The following is an 18,728-nucleotide window of genomic DNA, read 5'->3' as shown; positions in this document are numbered from 1 at the left end:
GGGCGCGCAGGAAGCTCGCCAGGTCGGAGATGCCCACGTAGTCGACCGCGGCCGCGAAATAGTCCGGGGTGACGGTGATTCCGACGAGTGCGGCGTACCCGCCGTAGGAGCCGCCGAAGATGCCGATCCGGGCGGGGTCGGCGTAACCCTTCCCGATCGCCCAGTCGGCGGCGTCGATCAGATCGTCGTGCATCGCGCCCGCGAACTCGCCGATGGCGGCGGTGGTGTGCCGCCTGCCGTACCCGGTGGAGCCGCGGAAATTGACCTGCAGCACCGCGTAGCCGCGGTTGGCCAGGAACTGCGCCTGCGGGTTGTACTCCCAGGTGTCGTGGGACCACGGCCCGCCGTGCACCATCAGCACCAGCGGCAGCCTCTCGGGTTCGACACCGACCGGCAGCGTGAGGAAGGCGTGCAGCGGCAGTCCGTCGCGCGCCGGGAATCCGACCGCCGTCATCGGCGCGAGGTCGGCGGCGCTCAGGCGCGGATAGGGCCGGAACAGCAGGCGGCTCGCCTTGCTGACGTGGTCGTAGAGCCAGGTCACCCCCGGATTCCGGTCGTCGATGAAACTCGCGATCCACCATCGCCCCGACTCGTCGGAGGACAACGTGCCCAGGACGCCGTCGGACAGCGTCGACAACCCGGCGTACACCTCGGCGAAATCCGGGTCCAGCACCTCGATCCGGGGGCGGTCGCCGACGAAGCGGGCCGCGACGACCTCGCCGGTCCGCCCGCTGGTGAATACGGTGGGCGGCAACACATCCGGCGCCATCGTCCCCATGATGTCGAGGCTGTGGCCCTCGACCGCGGCGACCACGGTCTCGGCGCCGGTCTCGCGATCGATGCGGATCAGCCGCAGATCGTCGGCGTCCTGATACGCGCCGACCAGCAGGCCCGTCCCGTCGGGCGTCACCACTTGCGGCTGCACGCCCACCGGATATTCCGCACCGCCCATGCTGCGCAGCGGCCGCCGGTCACCGGTCGCGGGATCGATCGCGGAGAACTCCAGGGTTCCGTCCCCGGATATCCGGATCGCGAACGCGGGTTCGCCGTCACGGTCCAATAGCACCGAGTCCCCCGGATGGGCCTGTTCGTGATGCACCGTGGTCTCGCCGGTGGCGACATCGATCCGGAACGCGTCGATGAACGTCGGCCGCCGATTCATCCAGACCAGCACGCTACTGGGAGACGACGGCAGCGGTTCGGCGCCGAATACGCGCGAGCCGGGGGCCATCGGGGTCAGATCGACCGCGGGCTCGCCGGGCGCGTCGAGGTCCACGCGGTAGAGGTGCCAGTCCTCGTTGCCGTCGATGTCCTGGAGGTACAGCAGCCACCGCGAGTCGTCGGTCCAGTAGTACGTGGTGATCCCGCGCCGGGCGTCGTGCGTGACGCACACCGCGTCCGCGTGCTCCTCGTCCAGTCCGCGCACCCACACGTTGCGCCGCCCGTGCGCCGGCGCCAGGTAGGCGATTCTCGTCCCGTCCGGCGCGATCGTCGCCGCGGCGAATTCGGGATCGGCGAAGAACTCCTCCACGTCGATAACCGGTGTACCCATCGTCGCCCTCCCGTGTCCGTGACCGCCTGGACCACCAGTCCAGACCATGCCGTCGCGGCACAGTCAAGCGTGGTCGATCGGGAGCGGCGCACGAGCGGCGGCTACCGGGCCAGGGCCGATTCCCGGACCTCGCTGGAGGGAGGGTGCACTACGCCGGTGAAGTTTCCGCCGCGGATGTTGTAGGTGTGCTTGCGCACGGCGTCGCCGGAGTTTCCCTCGATCGTTGTGATGGTGTCGCCGTTGCGGGCGACTACGACGCCGATGTGGTGCTGGCCGCCGAAGACCACGAGGTCGCCGGGGCGGGCCGCGCCCATATTGCTGTCGGCCCAGCCTTTCCGAATGGCGTCGGACCACACGCTGGGCACATAGTTCTTGTTGGTCCACTTGACGTGGATATCGGACTGGTCCCATACCCAGGTGGCGAACGACGCGCACCAGGCGTCGTTGATGTTGTAGGGCCGGTTCACGTGGTTGTTCCCGGTTTCGGTGACGCCCAGCTCCTTCTCGGCGAAACCCTTGATCATCTCGATGGTTCCGGCACCCGCGGGCGGCTCGTAGCTGCGGCCGGACCACGCCGATGTCAGGGGCGTGGTCGTGCCGCCGAAGTTGCCACTGGTCGGATTGTCGGGTGCCGAATGGTCGATGTGGTTGGCGTGCCGTCGAATATCGTACGAGGCGGTACTCATCCGGTCCTCGACCGTCGTCGCGGCTGTCGCGCACGCGGTTCGCAGCGGACCCTCCACCGACTCCGGCCAGTACTGTGTGCCGTCGGGATAGGTACTCGGCCCGGGTGACTTCGCGGCATCGTCGATCGTGCCCTGCAACCGGGTGACCGCGTCTTCGATATCGGTGTACGTGTTACCGGCCACGAGGTAGGCGCCGTAGGACGAGGCGTCGACGCCCTCGTCGTTCTGCTCCATCGTGTCCTCGATGCCACGCAGTTTGGCGGCCGCGTCGTCGTGGGAGGTGACGGCGACCGACTTGTTCTGACCATCGATGATCCCGTTGTCCCGCAACGCCTTCACGAATTTCGGCGCTTTGGAGGGCGTCCCCGCCCCGAGGTTGTCGACATTGGCCTGGATCGCCGTGTGGGTGGCGTTGACGATGGCGCGGAGGCTCCCCGAGGCATAGCCGGGCAGCGTCAACTCCGGGACGACATGGTAGTGATCCACAGGGCTCATGGCGAAACACTGACGTCTGCCGACTGCGAACCCATGAACAGCGCCATCCGCGACCCCTATTCACACCGATCGGGTTGCTCGAAGTATCGGCCATCCTCACGGCTGGGAACAGCGCGGGCGTTCGGTGCGCTGCGGGGCATGTTCGGTACCCCGTACAGTGACCGCGTGGACGGCAAATTCGGTGCAACACCGCGCCTGCCGCCATTCGTGATCCGATGCCTCGCGGGAAAGATGGACCAGCTGTATGACCAGTGCGAACGGAAGCGCCCGGACGACATCCGAGACGGTGACGGTGGCCGTGATCGGCGCCGGATTCAGCGGACTCGGCGCGGCGATCAAGCTGCGGGAGAACGGGTTCACCGATTTCGTCGTGCTGGAACGGGAATCGGATGTCGGCGGCACGTGGCAGGTCAATACGTATCCCGGTGCGCAGTGCGATGTTCCGTCGCCGCTGTACTCGTATTCGTTCCTGCCGAATCCGGAGTGGAGCCGGATGTATCCGCTACAGGCCGAGATCCAGTCCTATCTGCGGCGGTCCGCCGAACGGTACGGGGTGCTCCCCCATATCCGCTTCGGTCGCGAGGCCGAGGAATGCCGGTGGGACGAGGAGGCGCAGCGGTGGATCGTGCGGACGGATGCCGGTGTGGTGCACGCACGATTCCTGATCGCCGGCTTCGGTCCGTTCAGCGCGCCCTCGATCCCGGAATTCCCCGGCATCGATGAATTCGCCGGAGTCGCCTACCATTCCGCGCACTGGGACCACGAGCACGACCTGACCGGTCGCCGGGTCGCGGTGATCGGCACCGGCGCCTCGGCCGTGCAGTTCATTCCGCGAATCCAGCCGCGGGTAGAGCGGCTGTCGGTCTTTCAGCGCACACCGATCTGGGTCGCGCCGCAGATGGACAAGGCCACCAACGCCTTCGTGCGCGGCCTGTGGCGGCGGATCCCCGCCACCCAGAAGGCCATGCGCGCCGCCTTCGCCACGTTGTTCGAGGCGCTGGTCCCGCTGTTCACCAGGTATCCGAAACTGCTTGCCGGACTGGAGAAGACGGCACACAAGAATATCCAGCGCCATATCGGCGACCCGCGGCTGCGGGAGGCGCTGACGCCGGCGTACCGGTTCGGCTGTAAGCGCCCGACCTTCTCCGACACCTATTACCCGGCGCTGGCCGCGCCGAATGTGGAGGTGATCACCTCGGGTATCGATCGGATCGATGCCACGGGCATCGTGACCGCGGACGGTACGCATCACCGGGTCGATACGATCATCTACGGCACGGGATTCCGGGTGAACAACCATCCCATCTGCGAACGGATCATCGGGCGGGACGGGAAGACCCTGGCGGACCTGTGGGCGGGGGACCCGGAGGCGTATCTGGGCACGATGGTCAGCGGTCTGCCGAATATGTTCATGCTGCTCGGACCCAATTCCGTGCCGTACACCTCGGCCGTCGTGACGATCGAGGCGCAACTCGCGTACGTCATCGATGCGCTGCGCCGGGTCACCACCGCCGGTATCGGCAGTATCGATGTGAAGCCGGAGGTCCAGTCCGCGTTCAACGCGCAACTCGACCGGGACCTGAGCCGGTCGGTATGGGCGACGGGCGGCTGCCGCAGCTACTTCATGGGCACGAAGGGCCGCGTCTTCGCCTTCTGGCCCGGCTTCGCGAACCAGTTCGCCCGCCGCACACGGAGGGTGAATCTCGCGGATCATAAGGTCGTAGAAAAGATCCCTGTCATCGCTTGACCCTGCCCCTGGGGCAGGGTTCGACGATTACTCGCATGAACAGCACCACGCTCCAGACAGCCGCCGATCGGATCCGCGAACAGGTCGCGACGCACTGCGAGGCCGACGCCACCCCCGGCTACCTCGTCGGCGTCTACCACGCGGGCGAGCAGATCGTCCTCGCTCACGGCGTCGCCAACGCCGCCACCGCCGCCCCGATGCGGGAGGACACCGGATTCCTCTTCGGCTCCGTCACCAAGGTCATGACCACCACACTCGTTCTGCAACAGGTCGAGCGGGGCATGCTGGACCTCGACGCGCCTGTCGTGCGGTACCTTCCCGAATTCGACCTGGCCGAACCGGGCGCGGCGGGCAAAATCCTTGTCCGGCATCTGATCTCGCACACCAACGGCATCGACGCGGACCTGTACTTCCCCGATGCCGCGGGCCGCGACGCGCTGACTACGTACGTCGCGGGCCTCGCCTCCGGCTGCGGGACCCTGTTCGAGCCCGGCGAACAGCTCAGCTACTCCAACGGCGGCATGATCGTGGCGGGCCGCCTGCTGGAGGTCGTCACCGGCGTGCCCTTCCCGGAACTGCTCGAGCGCGATATCTACGGGCCCGCCGGCATGCTGAACTCCCGCACCTCGGCCGCACAGGCCATCCTGCGCGGCACCGCCGTCGGCCACTTCCCGAATCCGGAGACCATGGCCGCCGAGCCGACCGGCATGTTCACGCTGCCCGACACCTGGGGACCGGCCGGCGGCACGCCGATCGGCACCATCGCCGACCTGCTCGCCTTCGGGCGCACCCATCTCGCGGGCGGGGTGTCACCGTCCGGCGCACGCGTCCTCTCCCCGGAATCGACCGCGCTCATGCAGCGGGTCTCCCACGATATGGCCACCCCGAACGTCCCGCCGATGGGTCTGGGGTGGGTGCGATATCCCTTCGGCGACACCACGGTTCTCGCCATGTCGGGGGCGTCGCCGGGCGGGGTGTCCATCCTCTGCGTGGTGCCGGAGCACGATCTGGTGTTCACGGCGTTCGGCAACACCCCGGGCTCGATCCTGCTGCACGACCGGATCCTGCAAGGGCTGCTGCGTGACCATCTCGGCGTCGAATTCCCCGCGCTCGTCACCGGATCGGAGCCGGACGTCGACCTGACTCCGTACGTGGGCACCTACCGCTCGAACCAGCTGCGCATCGACGTCACCCTCGTCGACGGTCAGCTCGAGGAGCGGACCACCTACGAACCGGCGGACGCCACGCAGGAGCGCATCTTCACCGCCTTCGCGGGCGGGACGACCTCCGCCCCGCCACAGCGCTACGTGCCGATCCGGCCCGGCCTCTTCGCTCCCGCCGGATATCCGCCGGAGACGTTCGACGGCTACCTGCGCCTGCTCCTGGTCTCCTACCACGATGTTCGCGACGGCCTGGCGCGGTTCCGCAACGGCGGCGGGCGGCTGACCCGGCGCGCCTGAGCGCCGGCCGGGCGGGTGGAAAGATGTCTCGCATGCTCACGATCGGCCGGCTCGCGGACTATGCCGGGGTGACCGTCAAGGCGGTCCGGCACTACCACGAGCGCGGTCTGCTCGCCGAGCCCGAGCGCGACGCGTCGGGCTACCGCCGCTACACCGCGCAGGACGCCATCGACCTGGTCAAGATCCGGACCCTCGCCGCCGCGGGCGTGCCCCTGGCCCGGATCAAGGATCTCCTCGACGCGGATCCGGACAGTCTGGCGGCCGCCGTCGCCGAGATCGGCCACGACCTGGACGAGCGCATCGAGCAACTCCGCGTCACCCGCGACCAGCTCGCCGAATTGCGCGGCGGCGACCGGCTGTTCGTCTCCGCGGAGGTCGCCGAATTCCTCGACGACCTCCGCGAACTCGGCGTCGGCGAGCGTCAGATCCGGCTGGAACGCGACGGCTGGATCCTCATGTGGACCGCCTCTCCCGAGGATGCCGAGCTGTGGATCGCCGAGAAGCGCGAGCACCTCACCGATCCCGAATTCCGCGCCCTCTACCTCGACTACGACGCCGCCTACGACTGGTCGCCCGACGACCCGCGCCTCCCCGGCCTCGCGGCACGCACCCGGAATTGGTATGCCGCGCACAGCGAATCCACCGATCGCCCCGTCCACACCCAGGCCATCGCGCGGCTCGCCGAACGGTCCCAGCCCGGCGCCTCCTCCCCCGCCTGGGATCGCCTGGCGCAGCTGATGAAGGATCCGATGACGTCGTGATCTTGCTGGAACGGCAAGAATGCGTGCCAGGTCGAGGTGCGCGCGGTGAGACTCCCTGACGTCAGGATCATTCTCGTCAGGACAGGAACTCATGGTCACCGCAGCCAGGCCGATATCGCGCCGCTTCCCCCGATCCGCGCGCGCAGTGGCGGCGTTCGCCGTTCTGCTCGCGGCCGGACTCCCGGCCTGCTCCACGCACGCCGACGTCGCACCCTACGCCGCCGCGACGCGGGCAGATCCGACGTTCGGCAACACCTTTCGGCACGAGTTCGCCGACGTCGACGGCGTCCGCATGCATTACGTGACCGGCGGCAGCGGCACGCCCGTCGTGCTGATCCACGGGTGGCCGCAGACCTGGTACGGATGGTGGCCGATCATGCCGGCGCTCGCCGAACACCACACGGTCTACGCGGTCGACCTCCCCGGACTGGGCGACAGCACCGGCGCACCGACCGGCTACGACAAGGCCACGCTCGCGCGCTATCTCCACACCCTGATCGCCGAGCGCCTCGGCGTGCGCGACGCCCGCGTGGTGGGCCACGACTTCGGGGCCGCGGTGGCGTTCCAGTACGCGAGTCAATTCCCGCGCGACACAACGCGTCTGGGCTACCTCGACCTGCCGCTGCCCGGACCCGCCGTCGATGCCGCCACCTATCGCTCGCTGAGCTGGCACATCGCCTTCCACTCCCAGCGACGGGTCCCCGAGGCGGTCGTGGGCGACGACGTCCGCGAGTACCTGGCCCTGTTCTATCCCCAGGTCTCCTACGGCGGCACCGCATTCGGCGGTACCTCCGACCGTTCCCCGTTCACCGCGGCCGACGTCGACGAGTATGCGCGCACCTACGGCAATCCCGGAGCCCTGTCGGGCGGCTTCGAGCTTTACCGCGCCCTCGACAAGGACGTCCGGGACACGGTGGCGGCGCCCCCGGTGCACATCCCGACCCTGCTCCTGACCGCCGAGGGCCAGCTCGACGCGGTCCGCGCCACCGTGGCCCCGCGCCTGCCCGACATCGTGCAGGCGGCCGACGTACCGCATGCCGGCCACTGGCTCGCCGAGGAGAATCCGGAGTTCGTCACCGCGCAGCTGTCCCGTTTCCTCGACGGGTAAACGGTGTTGTTTGAGATCTTCGCGCCGGTCAATGTTCCTCAGGGGCGGCCTGCGGGGCCGCCGACGAGACCGTGCGGAGAGGTCGGCGCGCAGCCGGCGGATCGAGGAGGTGAACGGGTTCTGACCCACGGGACCGGTACGCTCACCCGGCGGCACAGAAACAGGAGTAGCGAATGAGTGTGAGCGACAGGACTTCCCGGCCAGAGGTGGGAACCAGGACGATCGCCGTCCAGGTCCGGGCGGAGTACGAGGAACTGGCCATGCTCCGGGCGGTCGCCGAGACGGTCGCCCTGTTCGCCGACTTCGGCATCGATCGGGTCGTCGATATCCGCCTCGCGGTGGAGGAGGTCGCGACGGCCATCGTGCAGGACGGCGTCGCGGACTCCGAACTGGACTGCGCCTTCGGCTACGGCGACGGAAGTATGCGCGTCCGCATCGCGGGGGTGACGGCCTCGGACACCGGGCCGGACCGGGCGAGCCTGGGCTGGCATATCGTCGCGACGCTCACCGATTCGCTGTCGACATCGGTGGGACCGTTCGACTCGGCGCTGGGCGGCCATCGCACGATCGTCGAATTCGAGTGGGGCACGGCGGCGACCGATGGCCGATGAACGCACCGGCGCGTCGCCGGCGAAGCGTGGCCGGCGCGAGAGTTACGACGGAATCGAAGCGGAGTTCGTGCGGCTGCATGCCCTCGCGCCCGACGATCCACAGCGAGCGCACGTGCGCGAGACCATCATTTCCCGCTGCCTGCCGATCGCGGAACATATCGCGCGCAAGTTCTCCGGTCGCGGCGAGAGCTTCGACGACCTGCTGCAGATAGCCAGGGTCGGCCTGGTCACGGCGGTCGACCGTTTCGATCCCGGATACGGTGCGACCTTCCTCGGCTACGCGGTGCCCACGATCATGGGTGAGGTGCGCCGGCACTTCCGCGATTTCACCTGGTCGGTGCGGGTGCCGCGGCGGCTCAAGGAGATCCAGCTCAGAATCGGCCCGGCGACCGAGGCCCTGACCCACCGGCTGGGCCGGGTGCCCAAGGCCCGCGAACTCGCCGAGGAACTCGACGTCGATCTCTCCGAGGTGACGCAGGCTCTGATCGCCCGCAACGGGTATCAGGCCAGCTCGATCGACGCCGCGAACGACGGCGCCGACGGCGACTCCGGCGGGTCCGCGCTGCTCGACACCCTCGGGGCGGAGGAACCGCGATTCGAGACCGTCGACGAGTTCCTCGCCGTCCGGCCCCTGCTGGCCGCACTGTCCGAACGCGAACAGAAACTGCTCACCATGCGGTACTTTGATTCGAAGACGCAACAGCAGATCGCCGACGAATTCGGCTGCTCGCAGATGCAGGTCTCGCGGCTGCTGTCACGCACCCTCGACAAACTCCGCCGTCAGGCGACGCAGGAATAATCACCGGCTCTGTTCGAAACGCGCCGGGCGGGTATTTCCGCACTGTCGATATTTTCCGACGCGGGGCCGCAGTGAAGGCGCGGCTGAAGGGTTGTCAGGACGACGAGAAATAGCTCGAATCGTCGTGCGTGTCAGATCGCTTCGAGGGCCTCGTCGACCGTCGCGCACATGTTGAGCAACTCGGCCAGGCCCGTCACCGTGATCGGCCGTGAGGTGGCCGGACTGCCGGAGACGACCCACAGCCGCGCGCGGTCGGGCGCCGAGCGGGCACACGCCGCGAGGACGGCCAGGCCGGCCGATGCGAGAAAGGTCACCGCGGTCAGGTCGACGACGGTGGCCGGCTGTTCCGGCTCGGAGGACCACACCTTTTCGATCGCCTCGCGCAGGACCGGCGCGGTCAGCACGTCGATCTCGCCGCTGACGCGGAGAACCGACGCCTTGTCCCGCGCGTCGACCGAAATGTCGATGCGTGTACCGCCCGCGGCTTCGGGAAACGCACGATTCGACTCTGAGCCATTATCAGTCACAGGTGTAGTTTACGTTGTATCCGTGCGCGCTGTGCACCGATGTCCCGCCATTGCGATCACGGGTGTGTGAGCAGGCCCTCGAGCCGGTCCAGGAGGGCCTCCAGGGCGTCCTCGAACTCGGCCTGGGAATGGTCCTGAGCCAGCATGGGCTGCAAACGCCGCAGATGCGGGAAATCGGAGAGATCGCGCACGGTCCCGCGCTCGGATTCCGCGGACCGCGACTGGGTGGGACGCCGCCGCGCCGACACGTCCAGCAGCAGCTGCCCCAGCAGAAATGTGGTGTACGACCGGTAGGCGGCCACCGCCGCGTCGTCGCCGAATCCGTAGGACAGCAGGGTGCTCAGGAAGGTCTCCATCCACCGCAGGCTGCGCAGCGGCGGCCGGACCCACGGCGCCTCCGGCGGCCGCGTGGCCACCAGCGGGAACAGCTCCGGATGGTCGAGGGCGATCTGCCGGACGCCGTGCGCCAGGCGGAGCAGGAAGTCCTGCCAGCCGTCCTCTTCGCGGCGAGCCTCCAGCTGTTCGGTGTGCAGCCGCTCGACGAGGTGGTCGACGATCCCGCTCAGCAGGTCCTCGCGGCTGTGCACGTACCGGTACAGGGCCATCGCCTCGACGCCGCATTCGGCGCCGAGCCGGCGCATCGTCAGACGCCGCAATCCCTCGCGATCGACCAGGGCGATCGCCACCTCGAGGATCGAGCGGCGATTCAGCGGCCCGCGGGAATCGTCGTGGTCGGCGGCGGCGAACTCCGCGGTGCGATCGTCATGTTGTCGGTCCACCGGCCTTCCCCTTCGCTGCACACGCCCGGCGCGTGGCCTCGGCCGGAGTGCGAGACCTCAGCCAGAGTACGACACCGCCCGGCCGTTTCCGATCATGATGCCGGTCCGAGGATGGTCGGCTGGCCCGGCAGGCGGACCACCTGGACGAAGAAGTCGTCGATCTGCTTGATCGCGGCCATGAACTGGTCCAGGTCGACCGGCTTCGTGACGTAGGCGTTCGCGTGCAGCTTATAACTGCGCAGGATGTCCTCCTCGGCGGCCGACGTGGTCAGCACGACCACCGGGATGTGCGCGAGGTCGGCATCGGATTTGATGGTCGCCAGCACGTGGCGGCCGTCGTACTTCGGGATGTTGAGGTCGAGCAGGATCAGGTCCGGGGACGGCGCGTCGGCGTGGTTCCCGCGCCGGTAGAGGAAGTCGAGGGCCTCCTCCCCGTCCCGGGCGACGTGCAGCGTATTGCCGATCTTGTTGTCCGCGAACGCTTCCCGGGTCATCAGCTCGTCTCCGGGATCGTCCTCGACCAGCAGGACGTCGATGGGCCGGCCTGCCACGGTCATGCCGATACTCCTTCTGTCGCGGTCCGGGCGACCTCGGTCGTGTCGTTCCGGGCGGGAAACGTGAAGCACACGCGGGTGCCCTCGGTGTAGTCGGCGTCCAGCCAGATCCGGCCGCCGTGGTACTCGACGATCTTCTTGCACAGTGCGAGGCCGATGCCGGTGCCGCCGTATTCGTCGCGGCCGTGCAGCCGCTGGAAGATCACGAAGACCTTCTCGCCGAACTCCTCCGGGATGCCGATGCCGTTGTCGGACACGCAGATTCGCCACGTGGGCGTGCCGTCGTCGGCCGCGTCGGGGTCGCATTCGATCCGCACGACCGGCGGCCGGTCGGGGTGGCGGAACTTGACGGCGTTGCCCAGCAGGTTCTGCCACAGCATGACCATCAGGGTCGGGGCGGCGTGCAGCTCCGGCAGCCGCTCGGGCCGCTCGACGACCGCCCCGGACTCCTCGATCGCGGTGGAGAGGTTGTCCACGGCCCGGTCCACGACGCTGTCCAGTTCCACGTCGACCGCGTCCTCGCCGAGCCGCCCGACCCGGGAGAAGGTGAGCAGGTCGTTGATGAGCACCTGCATCCGCCGGGCCCCGTCCACGGCGTAGGCGAGGTACTGGGCGCCGCGTTCGTCGAACTTGTCGCCGTAGCGCTTGTCCAGCAGCTGGCAGAACGACGCCACCTTGCGCAGCGGTTCCTGGAGGTCGTGCGAGGCGACGTAGGCGAACTGCTCCAATTCGGCGTTCGACCGGCGCAGTTCGACGGCCTGCTCGTCGAGTTCGGTGGCCTGCCTGGACAATTCGTCCTGCTGCAGGCGGGACGCGGCCAGTTCGGCGACGATGCGCCGCCGCATCGCCTCCACGGCCTCGGCCACGGTGGCCAGGTCCGCGGGCCCGTGCGCGGTGATGCGATGGTCGAAGTCGCCGCCCGCGACGCGCAGGGAGGCCGACTGGAGATCACTCAGCGGCCGGGCCACCAGCCGGCGGATCAGGACGGCCAGCACCACACCGGTCAGCAGGAAGGCCACCACCATCCCGGCGAGCACCCCGTCGCGGACCGCGCGCGTATGCGCCAGCCGGTCGCGCTCGTCGGCCACCGCCGCGCCCAGCGCGGTGTTCTGTTGCTCCAGCCGGGTGCGCAGTTCGTCGAAGACGGCCTTGCCCGCGGTGGCGGCGCCCGGATCGGTCGTCGGGCGGCCGTTCGCGGCGGTGGCATCGATCATCGGCTGGGCGAATCCGGTGCGCCACCGCTGCGTCAGCTGCTCGACGGCATCGAGTTCGGCGTTCAGCCGCGGATCGTCGCCGATGAGCGCGCGCATGCGCGCCGCCGCCTCGGCCTCGTCCCGCTGTCCCTGCGTAAACGGTTCCAGGAACTGCCGATCCGCGGTGAGCGCGTACCCCCGCGCGCCCGTTTCCTGATCCACCACCGCGGCCTGCAGGCGATACGCCTGGACGACGGCCGGTTGCAGCCGGTCGAGCAGGCGGTCGGTCGCGTCTCCGGTCTGCCGCAGCAGTCCGGCGCCGACGACGGCGGCGACGACCACCAGCAGCACCATGGCGGCCAGGACGAGGTAGAACCAGCGCTGCACGCTGAGCCGGCCGACCATCGACGGTTTCGGGGCGGTCATCGCGGCCCCTCCGTCTCGCGGTCGGACCACCGCAGGTAGACCGCCGCGACATCGTCGGACAGGCCGCCGCGCTCCTCGGCCAGCGCCTCGGCGCCGGCGATCAGGCCGTCGACGAAGTCGGCCGGGCCCAGGTCGGCGGCGGCGCGCGCGAGGGCCAGTAGCCCTTCCTCGTTCAGCCGATCGTCACCGACCCCGGCATAGCCTTCGAACAGGCCGTCGGTGAACAGCATCAGGCCCGTCCCGGGCGCGAGCGTCATCTCGTGCACCGGCCGGTCGACCGGATCCGGCAGCAGGCCCAGCGCGGCGCCGCCGGGCACCTCCACCCAGTCGACCGCATCGCCGCGGTGCACCAGCATGCCGGGATGCCCGGCCCGTAGGAGACGCGCGCCGCGCCGGTCGGGCGCGAGGGTCATCGTGGTCATGGTGGCGAAGATGTCGTCGCTCGTACGCTCGGCGATCAGCATGTCCTCCAGCAGGCGCAGCAGCCGCGGCCCGCTGATACCCGCCAGAACCAGTGCGCGCCAAGCGATTCGCAGCGCCACGCCCAGCGCCGCCTCGTCGGGGCCGTGGCCGCAGACATCGCCGACCAGCGCGTGCACCGCGCCGTCGCCGGTCCGCACCACATCGTAGAAGTCGCCGCCCAGCAGCCCGTTCGCCCGGCCGCTGCGGTAGCGGGCCACCACCTCGATATCGTCGCGCCCGGCCAGCAGGGGCGTCGGCAGCAGGCCGCGTTCGAGCCGGGCGTTCTCCCGCGCGCGCATCTCGCCGACGCGCAGGGCCGCGGTCGCGCGCTCGGCCTGTTTGCGCTGGATGGCGTAACGCACCGCGCGGCCGAGTAATTCGGCCTCGGTCCGGCCCTTGACCAGATAGTCCTGCGCGCCCTCGGCGACCGCCGCCAGCCCGGCCTGCTCGTCGGCCATACCGGTGAGGACGACCACCGGAACCGTCTCGGCGCTCTCCCGCACGGCGGCCAGGGCCTGCAGCCCCACCGAATCGGGCAGGTTCAGATCCAGCAGGACGCAATCGGGCAGCGTGAGCGCGAGTTGCTCGGCCGCCTCGCCCATCGACCGCACCCAGGTCAGCCGCAGCGGCGGGACCGTCTCGGTCGCCAGTTCCTCCACGAGCAGCGCATCCCCGGGATCGTCCTCGACCAGCAGCACCCGCGGCTCGCCCAGCACGCTGCCGGCGGCCACGCCACGGTCAGGGGAAAACATCGGCCCGCACTCCTTCCGTCACACGGCGAAGTGCCGCCCGCGGGGAAGTTTACGTTGTAAGCGCACCGTCGTGCATAGCCACCCGTAACGCGGGTATTTCAAAAAGGTGGAGGTACGACACGATCCTCGGGAAGGCGGGACGGAGACGGGAGGACACCGCATCCGCGTGGATCTCGACGCGGTCACGCTCGCCCAGTTACGCAGCACGCTGCAGCATCTGCTCCACGACAGCGACGTAGAGCCCGGCCTGTCGGCCGAAGACGCCGTCCAGGTCACCGACGAACTGGTGACCAACGCCCTCCGGCACGGATTGCCGCCGCGGACCTGCGCGGTCACCCTGTCGCACGGGCCACGCCTGCGGGTCGAGGTCAGCGACACCTCCCCGGAGGCGCCGCGGTTCCGGGCGCCGGACGACACCGGCGGCCTCGGCCTGGTCCTGGTCGATCAGATGTCCACCGCGTGGGGCATCGACCGCCACCCGGGCGGCAAGACCGTCTGGGCGGAACTGACCTCGAGCCCGGACGAGCATTAGGCGTCCACCGACCGTTCGAGTTCGGCCAGCGCCTCTTCGAGTCCGGTCAGCAGGCGTTGCAGATGCGGCACGCTGCGGCGGCATCCGACGATGCCGAAATGCATGGCGGCGCCCGAACTGATCGTGGTGATGTTGACGGCCTGACCGTCGAGGGGGATGGACGCCGGGTAGACGGCATCGAGTTGCAGGCCGTTCCAGTACCGCGGTTCCGCGGCCCCGGGAATGTTGGAGATGACGATATTGAACGGCGGGTTCATGCGGGGCACCCGCGCCGGCAGGGCCGGTAGGGCCACGCCCGCGACGTTGATCGCCGACAGGCCGAGGATCTGCAAGGGCGTCAGCCTCGCCATGGTGGTCTTGGCCCGCGCCATCGAGGCGCGGATGCGGGCGAGCCGCTCGGCCGCGTCGTCCGACTCGGTGCCGAGGTCGCACAGCGCCGCGCCGACCGCGTTGCCGTCGGCGGAGGCGTCCTCGTCGGCGGCGCGCAGCGATACCGGGACCATGGCGATCAGCGGTTCGGGCGGCAGGGCGTCCTCGGCGAGCAGATAGCGGCGCAGCGCGCCGGAGCACATCGCCAGCACGATGTCGTTCAGGGTCGACCCGGTGCGTTCGCCGACCGCGCGCAGGCGCGGGAGCGGCCAGGACTGCGCCGCGAAGCGCCGGGCGCCCGTGATGGCGACGTTGAACATGGTGTGCGGCGCGCGGAACGGTCGCGGTTCCGGGAAGGAGCGCGCGAGATCGAAAGCGCCGCCGATCATTTCGGGTATCGCGGTGCCGACCCGCCCGATCGTGTCCACCGCCTCGGACGGCAGCCGCGACAATCCGGCCGACGGTGCCGTACCGCGGCGGGCCGGGCGACGCCACGGGGCGACGCAGGAGCGGTCCCCCGGATCCCGCGACAGCGCGCGCTGCCACGTCCGCACCGTCGCCACGCCGTCCATCAGCGCGTGATGCGTCTTGGTGTACAGGCCGATCCGCCCGTCGGCCAGGCCGTCGATGACGTAGACCTCCCACAGCGGCCGGTGCCGATCGAGCAGGGAGCCGTGCAGCATCGAGACCAGTTCCAGCAGTTCGCGCACGCGTCCCGGCGCGGGCAGCGACAGCAGCCGCACGTGGTACTCGATATCGACGTCGTCGTCGTGATCCCAGCGCACCGCCGAGAAGCTCGCGAACCCGCGGGCCGGTCGTCGCCGGAACACCCGCGCGAGTTCGTCGTCACCGGAGATCAGATCCCGGTACAGGCGCCGCGCCGAGTCCTCCTGCGCGCCGGTCGGACGGAACAGCGAGAGACCTCCGACATGCATCGGATGCTCACGCGACTCCAGGAGCAGGAACATCGAGTCCAGTGGTGACATCAACTGCATCGGGTACCTCATCACCGTCGGCTGCGAATCCGGCACGGCTACCGTGCCACTGGTGATGATCGCGGACCCGAGCGGGGCGGGTGGGCGATTCGGCGATGCCGTCTCGCATCGACGTCATTCGACTGTCGCGGTGATGTTCCGGGCCATGCCGCCGAAGATGATCGCGTGGAACGGCGCGATCGACTTCCAGTAGAGATGCCCGGCCAGGCCGTGTGGTTCGAAGATCGCGCGCTGGCGGTATCGGGCCCCGGCGCCCTCGGGTTCCAGGGACAGTTCGAGCCAGGCGCGGCCGGGCAGGCGCATCTCCGCGCGCAGCCGCAGCAGGTGCGGGCGGTCGACCCGTTCGACCCGCCACCAGTCCAGGGCGTCGCCCTCGCGGAGACGGTTCGGGTCGCGCCGCCCCCGGCGCAGCCCGACCCCGCCCGCGAAGCGGTCGATCCAGCCGCGCAGCGACCACGCCAACGGGAAGGAGTACCACCCGTGCTCACCCCCGATGGCCTCGAGCACCGCCCACACGGTCGCGGGTTCGGCGGACGTATGCCGTTCGCGCACATCCTGATACACCGAACCGCCGGACCATTCCGGATCGGTCGGCAGCGAATCCGACGGCGCGCCGGGCAGATCGGCGTCCGACCAGCGGGTGGGGACGTCCACATCGCGAATGTGCCGCAGGGCCAGCTCCACCGCCCGCCGGTACGGCGTCGGCCCGTCCGGCGGATCCGGAATGTAATGCGCTATCCGGTGATCCGCGCAGACCACGTCGTTCACCAGGGACTCCATCAGCGGCACCGCGATCGACCGCGGCACGGGCGTCACGAGATTCACCCACTGCGCCGACAGCCACGGGGTGAGCACGGGAACCGGCACGATCAGCCGCCGCGGGAGTTCGGCGACAGCCGCGTAGCCGCGCATCATCTCGACATACGTCAGCACGTCCGGACCGCCGATATCGAAGGCGCCCTCGAACCGGCCGGGCGCCTGCGCGGCCCGGGTCAGGTAGTAGAGCACGTCGCGGATGGCGATCGGCTGGATCGAATTGCGCACCCAGCGCGGCGTCACCATGGCGGGCAGCCGCTCGGTGAGATAGCGCAGCATCTCGAAACTCGCCGACCCCGAGCCGATGATCACCGCCGCCTGGAACACCACCGTGGGGACCGCGCCCGCCGACAGGATGCGCCCCACCTCCGCGCGGGAGGCGAGGTGCCGGGACAGCCGCTGTCCCGTCGGCACGATCCCGCCCAGATACACGATGCGTTCCGCACCCGCCTCGGCGGCCGCCGTCGCCACCAGTTCGGCGGCCGCGCGGTCGACCGTGTCGAAATCCGACCGGACCAGCGAGTGCACCAGGTAGTACACGACCTGCTGCCCGGCCATCGCCGCGCGCACATCCGCGCCGACGGTGACATCGCCGCGCACGATCTGCACCCGGTCGCGCCACGGCACCTCGTCCAGCTTGCCGGGGCTGCGCACCAGCACCCGCACCTCGTGCCCGGCGGCCAGCAGCTCGGGAACCAGGCGACCACCGATATAGCCGGTGGCACCGAAGACGAGACAGCGCATGCGAACCACCTTCCGTCGAGCCGGCCGGGGGCGCCGACGCCACCGCGGAGACATCGGTCGCTGTCACCGTAGCGGGGACCTGTGACACTTCCCGCCAGGCGGCGCTCGGCCGGTCAGGCGCGCGTGCGGAGTTCGACCATGGGCAGACCGGTGCCGCGGTCGTCGATCGGGGCGCCGAGGGTGTTCTCGAGCGCCGGCTTCATCGTCTGCCAGGCCCGGGGGTGCGCGGCGACGTAGGCGTGCAGCGCGGCCGCCGTCTCGTCGGCATCGAGCACCCGCGCGTCGACCTCCACCGGCCCGCGGGCGCCGGACCACACCCGGGCCCGAGGATGGGCCCGCAGATTCCGGAACCACTGCGACCGCTCACCGAACCCGGAAACCACGACATAGCAACCCTTTTCGGGCCTGCCGACCACCTCGAGCACGACATACCGCCGAGCGCCGGACGTCCGCCCGACATGTTCGAGCAACAGCAACCGCGACCCGAACAGGAACCCCAGCCGGGCTCGGTAGAGCCAGATGGGCGCACGCATGAGGCGGCGATTACGCAGCGCGCCGGTGGCCAGCCGGACGAGGGGATCGGCCGAGTGCTCGTAGCGGTTCACCTTCTCAGGATTCCCGCGGCGCGCGTGGCCAATCCGGCGCCCCGCAGCAGGTACCGCAGCGAGCGGGAGCCGGCGGACGGCGCGATGCCGGCGGTTTGGAGGGCGTCGAGCAGGTCGTAGAGCGTCTCACCCTCGGACATCAGGCCCTCGGGCGTGAAGTGGTAGCGGTCGACCGCGGTGCACTGGACGAAACCGCCGTTGCCGGGGATCTCGACGCAGTCGCCGCCGTACGGGTAGAGCTTCAGCGGGCCCACGACGTGGCCGCTGCCGTAGTAGCGGACCACGAACCGGACCTCGCCGCCCGGCGTCACATCCACATAGGCCTGCCCGGGAATCGGGTCGTAGCGCCAGTCCGGGATGGCGTCGAAGAAGGCGAAGTTGTACGCCACGAACTCGTCCAGGCCGACCATGGTCGCGCCCATCGTGGTGACGTCCTTGTACCGCAAATCCTCGGTGTACAGCTCGTGGTTGTGGCTCATATCCCGGGTCTGCCAGCTCCACCAGTACTTCTTCGCCCACTCGAGGGTCCACGCGATATCCAGGCCGTGCTCGGCGTAGAACCGGATCTTCGCTTCGTACTCGTCGAACCACAGCCGCGTCATCGCCGTCAGCTCGGCCTCGTCGAGGACCGTCACCGGTTCGGCCCGCCCGGTCAGCAGGCGCGGAATCGGCTGCGCCAGCCGCGGTCGCCGCAGCGACTCCTGAAACAGTTCCTCGCTGAACATGACCGTCTCCAATCGGGAAGCACCTGCTTT

18 protein-coding genes are annotated in these 18,728 nt (G+C 69.5%); 7 read left to right on the top strand and 11 right to left on the bottom strand.

What is annotated here, in order from left to right; translation table 11 throughout:
- Together ON41_RS09205 and ON41_RS09200 are read right to left on the bottom strand one after the other, a co-directional pair.
- On the bottom strand, positions 1-1,552 hold a 1,552-nt coding region (locus ON41_RS09205; RefSeq protein WP_174411311.1), incomplete at its 3' end, for a S9 family peptidase.
- Between the two features lie 101 nt (positions 1,553-1,653).
- Complete coding sequence (locus tag ON41_RS09200; RefSeq protein ID WP_083905230.1) at positions 1,654-2,733, bottom strand: CHAP domain-containing protein; 1,080 nt, start codon at positions 2,731-2,733, stop codon at positions 1,654-1,656.
- Positions 2,734-2,977: 244 nt separating this feature from the next.
- Here ON41_RS09200 and ON41_RS09190 point away from each other — a divergent pair, with 244 nt between their 5' ends.
- From ON41_RS09190 to ON41_RS09165, 6 genes are all read left to right on the top strand, one after another.
- The gene (locus ON41_RS09190; RefSeq protein ID WP_051161133.1) at positions 2,978-4,480 is read left to right on the top strand and encodes a flavin-containing monooxygenase; all 1,503 of its coding nucleotides are present in this window, start codon (positions 2,978-2,980) and stop codon (positions 4,478-4,480) included.
- A gap of 35 nt (positions 4,481-4,515) precedes the next feature.
- The gene (locus ON41_RS09185; protein ID WP_040746834.1) at positions 4,516-5,940 is read left to right on the top strand and encodes a serine hydrolase domain-containing protein; all 1,425 of its coding nucleotides are present in this window, start codon (positions 4,516-4,518) and stop codon (positions 5,938-5,940) included.
- A 32-nt stretch (positions 5,941-5,972) separates the two neighbouring features.
- Positions 5,973-6,701: a MerR family transcriptional regulator gene (locus ON41_RS09180; protein ID WP_040746831.1), complete on the top strand. Its 729-nt coding sequence runs from the start codon at positions 5,973-5,975 to the stop codon at positions 6,699-6,701.
- A gap of 91 nt (positions 6,702-6,792) precedes the next feature.
- Positions 6,793-7,809 carry an alpha/beta fold hydrolase gene (locus ON41_RS09175; protein ID WP_040746829.1) on the top strand — a complete coding sequence of 339 codons (1,017 nt, stop codon included), beginning with the start codon at positions 6,793-6,795 and terminating at the stop codon, positions 7,807-7,809.
- A 173-nt stretch (positions 7,810-7,982) separates the two neighbouring features.
- On the top strand, positions 7,983-8,420 hold the full coding sequence (locus tag ON41_RS09170; protein WP_051161132.1) for an ATP-binding protein: 438 nt from the start codon (positions 7,983-7,985) through the stop codon (positions 8,418-8,420).
- Positions 8,410-9,219: an RNA polymerase sigma factor SigF gene (locus ON41_RS09165; RefSeq protein ID WP_040746826.1), complete on the top strand. Its 810-nt coding sequence runs from the start codon at positions 8,410-8,412 to the stop codon at positions 9,217-9,219. Before ON41_RS09170 ends, ON41_RS09165 begins: the two co-directional genes overlap by 11 nt.
- 131 nt (positions 9,220-9,350) lie before the next feature.
- On the opposite strand, the gene ON41_RS09160 is transcribed toward ON41_RS09165, so the two are convergent.
- The 5 genes from ON41_RS09160 to ON41_RS09140 form a co-directional block, all read right to left on the bottom strand.
- Entirely contained in the window at positions 9,351-9,746 is a 396-nt protein-coding gene (locus tag ON41_RS09160) for an STAS domain-containing protein (protein WP_051161131.1), read from the bottom strand.
- A 56-nt stretch (positions 9,747-9,802) separates the two neighbouring features.
- Complete coding sequence (locus ON41_RS09155) at positions 9,803-10,456, bottom strand: TetR/AcrR family transcriptional regulator (protein WP_040746930.1); 654 nt, start codon at positions 10,454-10,456, stop codon at positions 9,803-9,805.
- Between the two features lie 161 nt (positions 10,457-10,617).
- Positions 10,618-11,082, bottom strand: a complete 465-nt coding sequence (locus ON41_RS09150) for a response regulator (protein ID WP_040746825.1) — start codon at positions 11,080-11,082, stop codon at positions 10,618-10,620.
- Complete coding sequence (locus tag ON41_RS09145) at positions 11,079-12,698, bottom strand: sensor histidine kinase (RefSeq protein ID WP_040746824.1); 1,620 nt, start codon at positions 12,696-12,698, stop codon at positions 11,079-11,081. The genes ON41_RS09150 and ON41_RS09145 overlap by 4 nt, the downstream gene beginning before the upstream one ends.
- A complete protein-coding gene (locus ON41_RS09140; RefSeq protein ID WP_040746822.1) occupies positions 12,695-13,912 on the bottom strand; it encodes a PP2C family protein-serine/threonine phosphatase in 1,218 nt (405 codons plus the stop codon). Before ON41_RS09140 ends, ON41_RS09145 begins: the two co-directional genes overlap by 4 nt.
- 166 nt (positions 13,913-14,078) lie before the next feature.
- Between ON41_RS09140 and ON41_RS09135 the strand changes: the two genes are divergently transcribed.
- A complete protein-coding gene (locus tag ON41_RS09135) occupies positions 14,079-14,444 on the top strand; it encodes an ATP-binding protein (protein ID WP_051161129.1) in 366 nt (121 codons plus the stop codon).
- On the opposite strand, the gene ON41_RS09130 is transcribed toward ON41_RS09135, so the two are convergent.
- The 4 genes from ON41_RS09130 to ON41_RS09115 all read right to left on the bottom strand — a co-directional run bounded on the left by ON41_RS09130 (position 14,441) and on the right by ON41_RS09115 (position 18,698).
- Entirely contained in the window at positions 14,441-15,808 is a 1,368-nt protein-coding gene (locus ON41_RS09130) for a WS/DGAT/MGAT family O-acyltransferase (protein ID WP_040746820.1), read from the bottom strand. The two genes, ON41_RS09135 and ON41_RS09130, sit on opposite strands and share 4 nt — an antisense overlap.
- Positions 15,809-15,922: 114 nt before the next feature.
- On the bottom strand, positions 15,923-17,368 hold the full coding sequence (locus ON41_RS09125) for an SDR family oxidoreductase (protein WP_040746818.1): 1,446 nt from the start codon (positions 17,366-17,368) through the stop codon (positions 15,923-15,925).
- 113 nt (positions 17,369-17,481) lie between these two features.
- Positions 17,482-17,901 (bottom strand): nitroreductase family deazaflavin-dependent oxidoreductase, encoded by a 420-nt coding sequence (locus tag ON41_RS09120; RefSeq protein ID WP_083905237.1) that lies wholly within the window; start codon positions 17,899-17,901, stop codon positions 17,482-17,484.
- Between the two features lie 68 nt (positions 17,902-17,969).
- Entirely contained in the window at positions 17,970-18,698 is a 729-nt protein-coding gene (locus ON41_RS09115; RefSeq protein ID WP_051161127.1) for a nuclear transport factor 2 family protein, read from the bottom strand.
- Positions 18,699-18,728 lie beyond the last annotated feature (30 nt).

Origin of the sequence: Nocardia transvalensis NBRC 15921 (genome assembly GCF_000308875.1) — a bacterium.
GTDB classification, from domain to species: Bacteria; Actinomycetota; Actinomycetes; order Mycobacteriales; family Mycobacteriaceae; genus Nocardia; species Nocardia transvalensis.
Note: the sequence above shows the minus strand (reverse complement) of the source record. Positions and strands in the feature narration are given on the sequence as shown.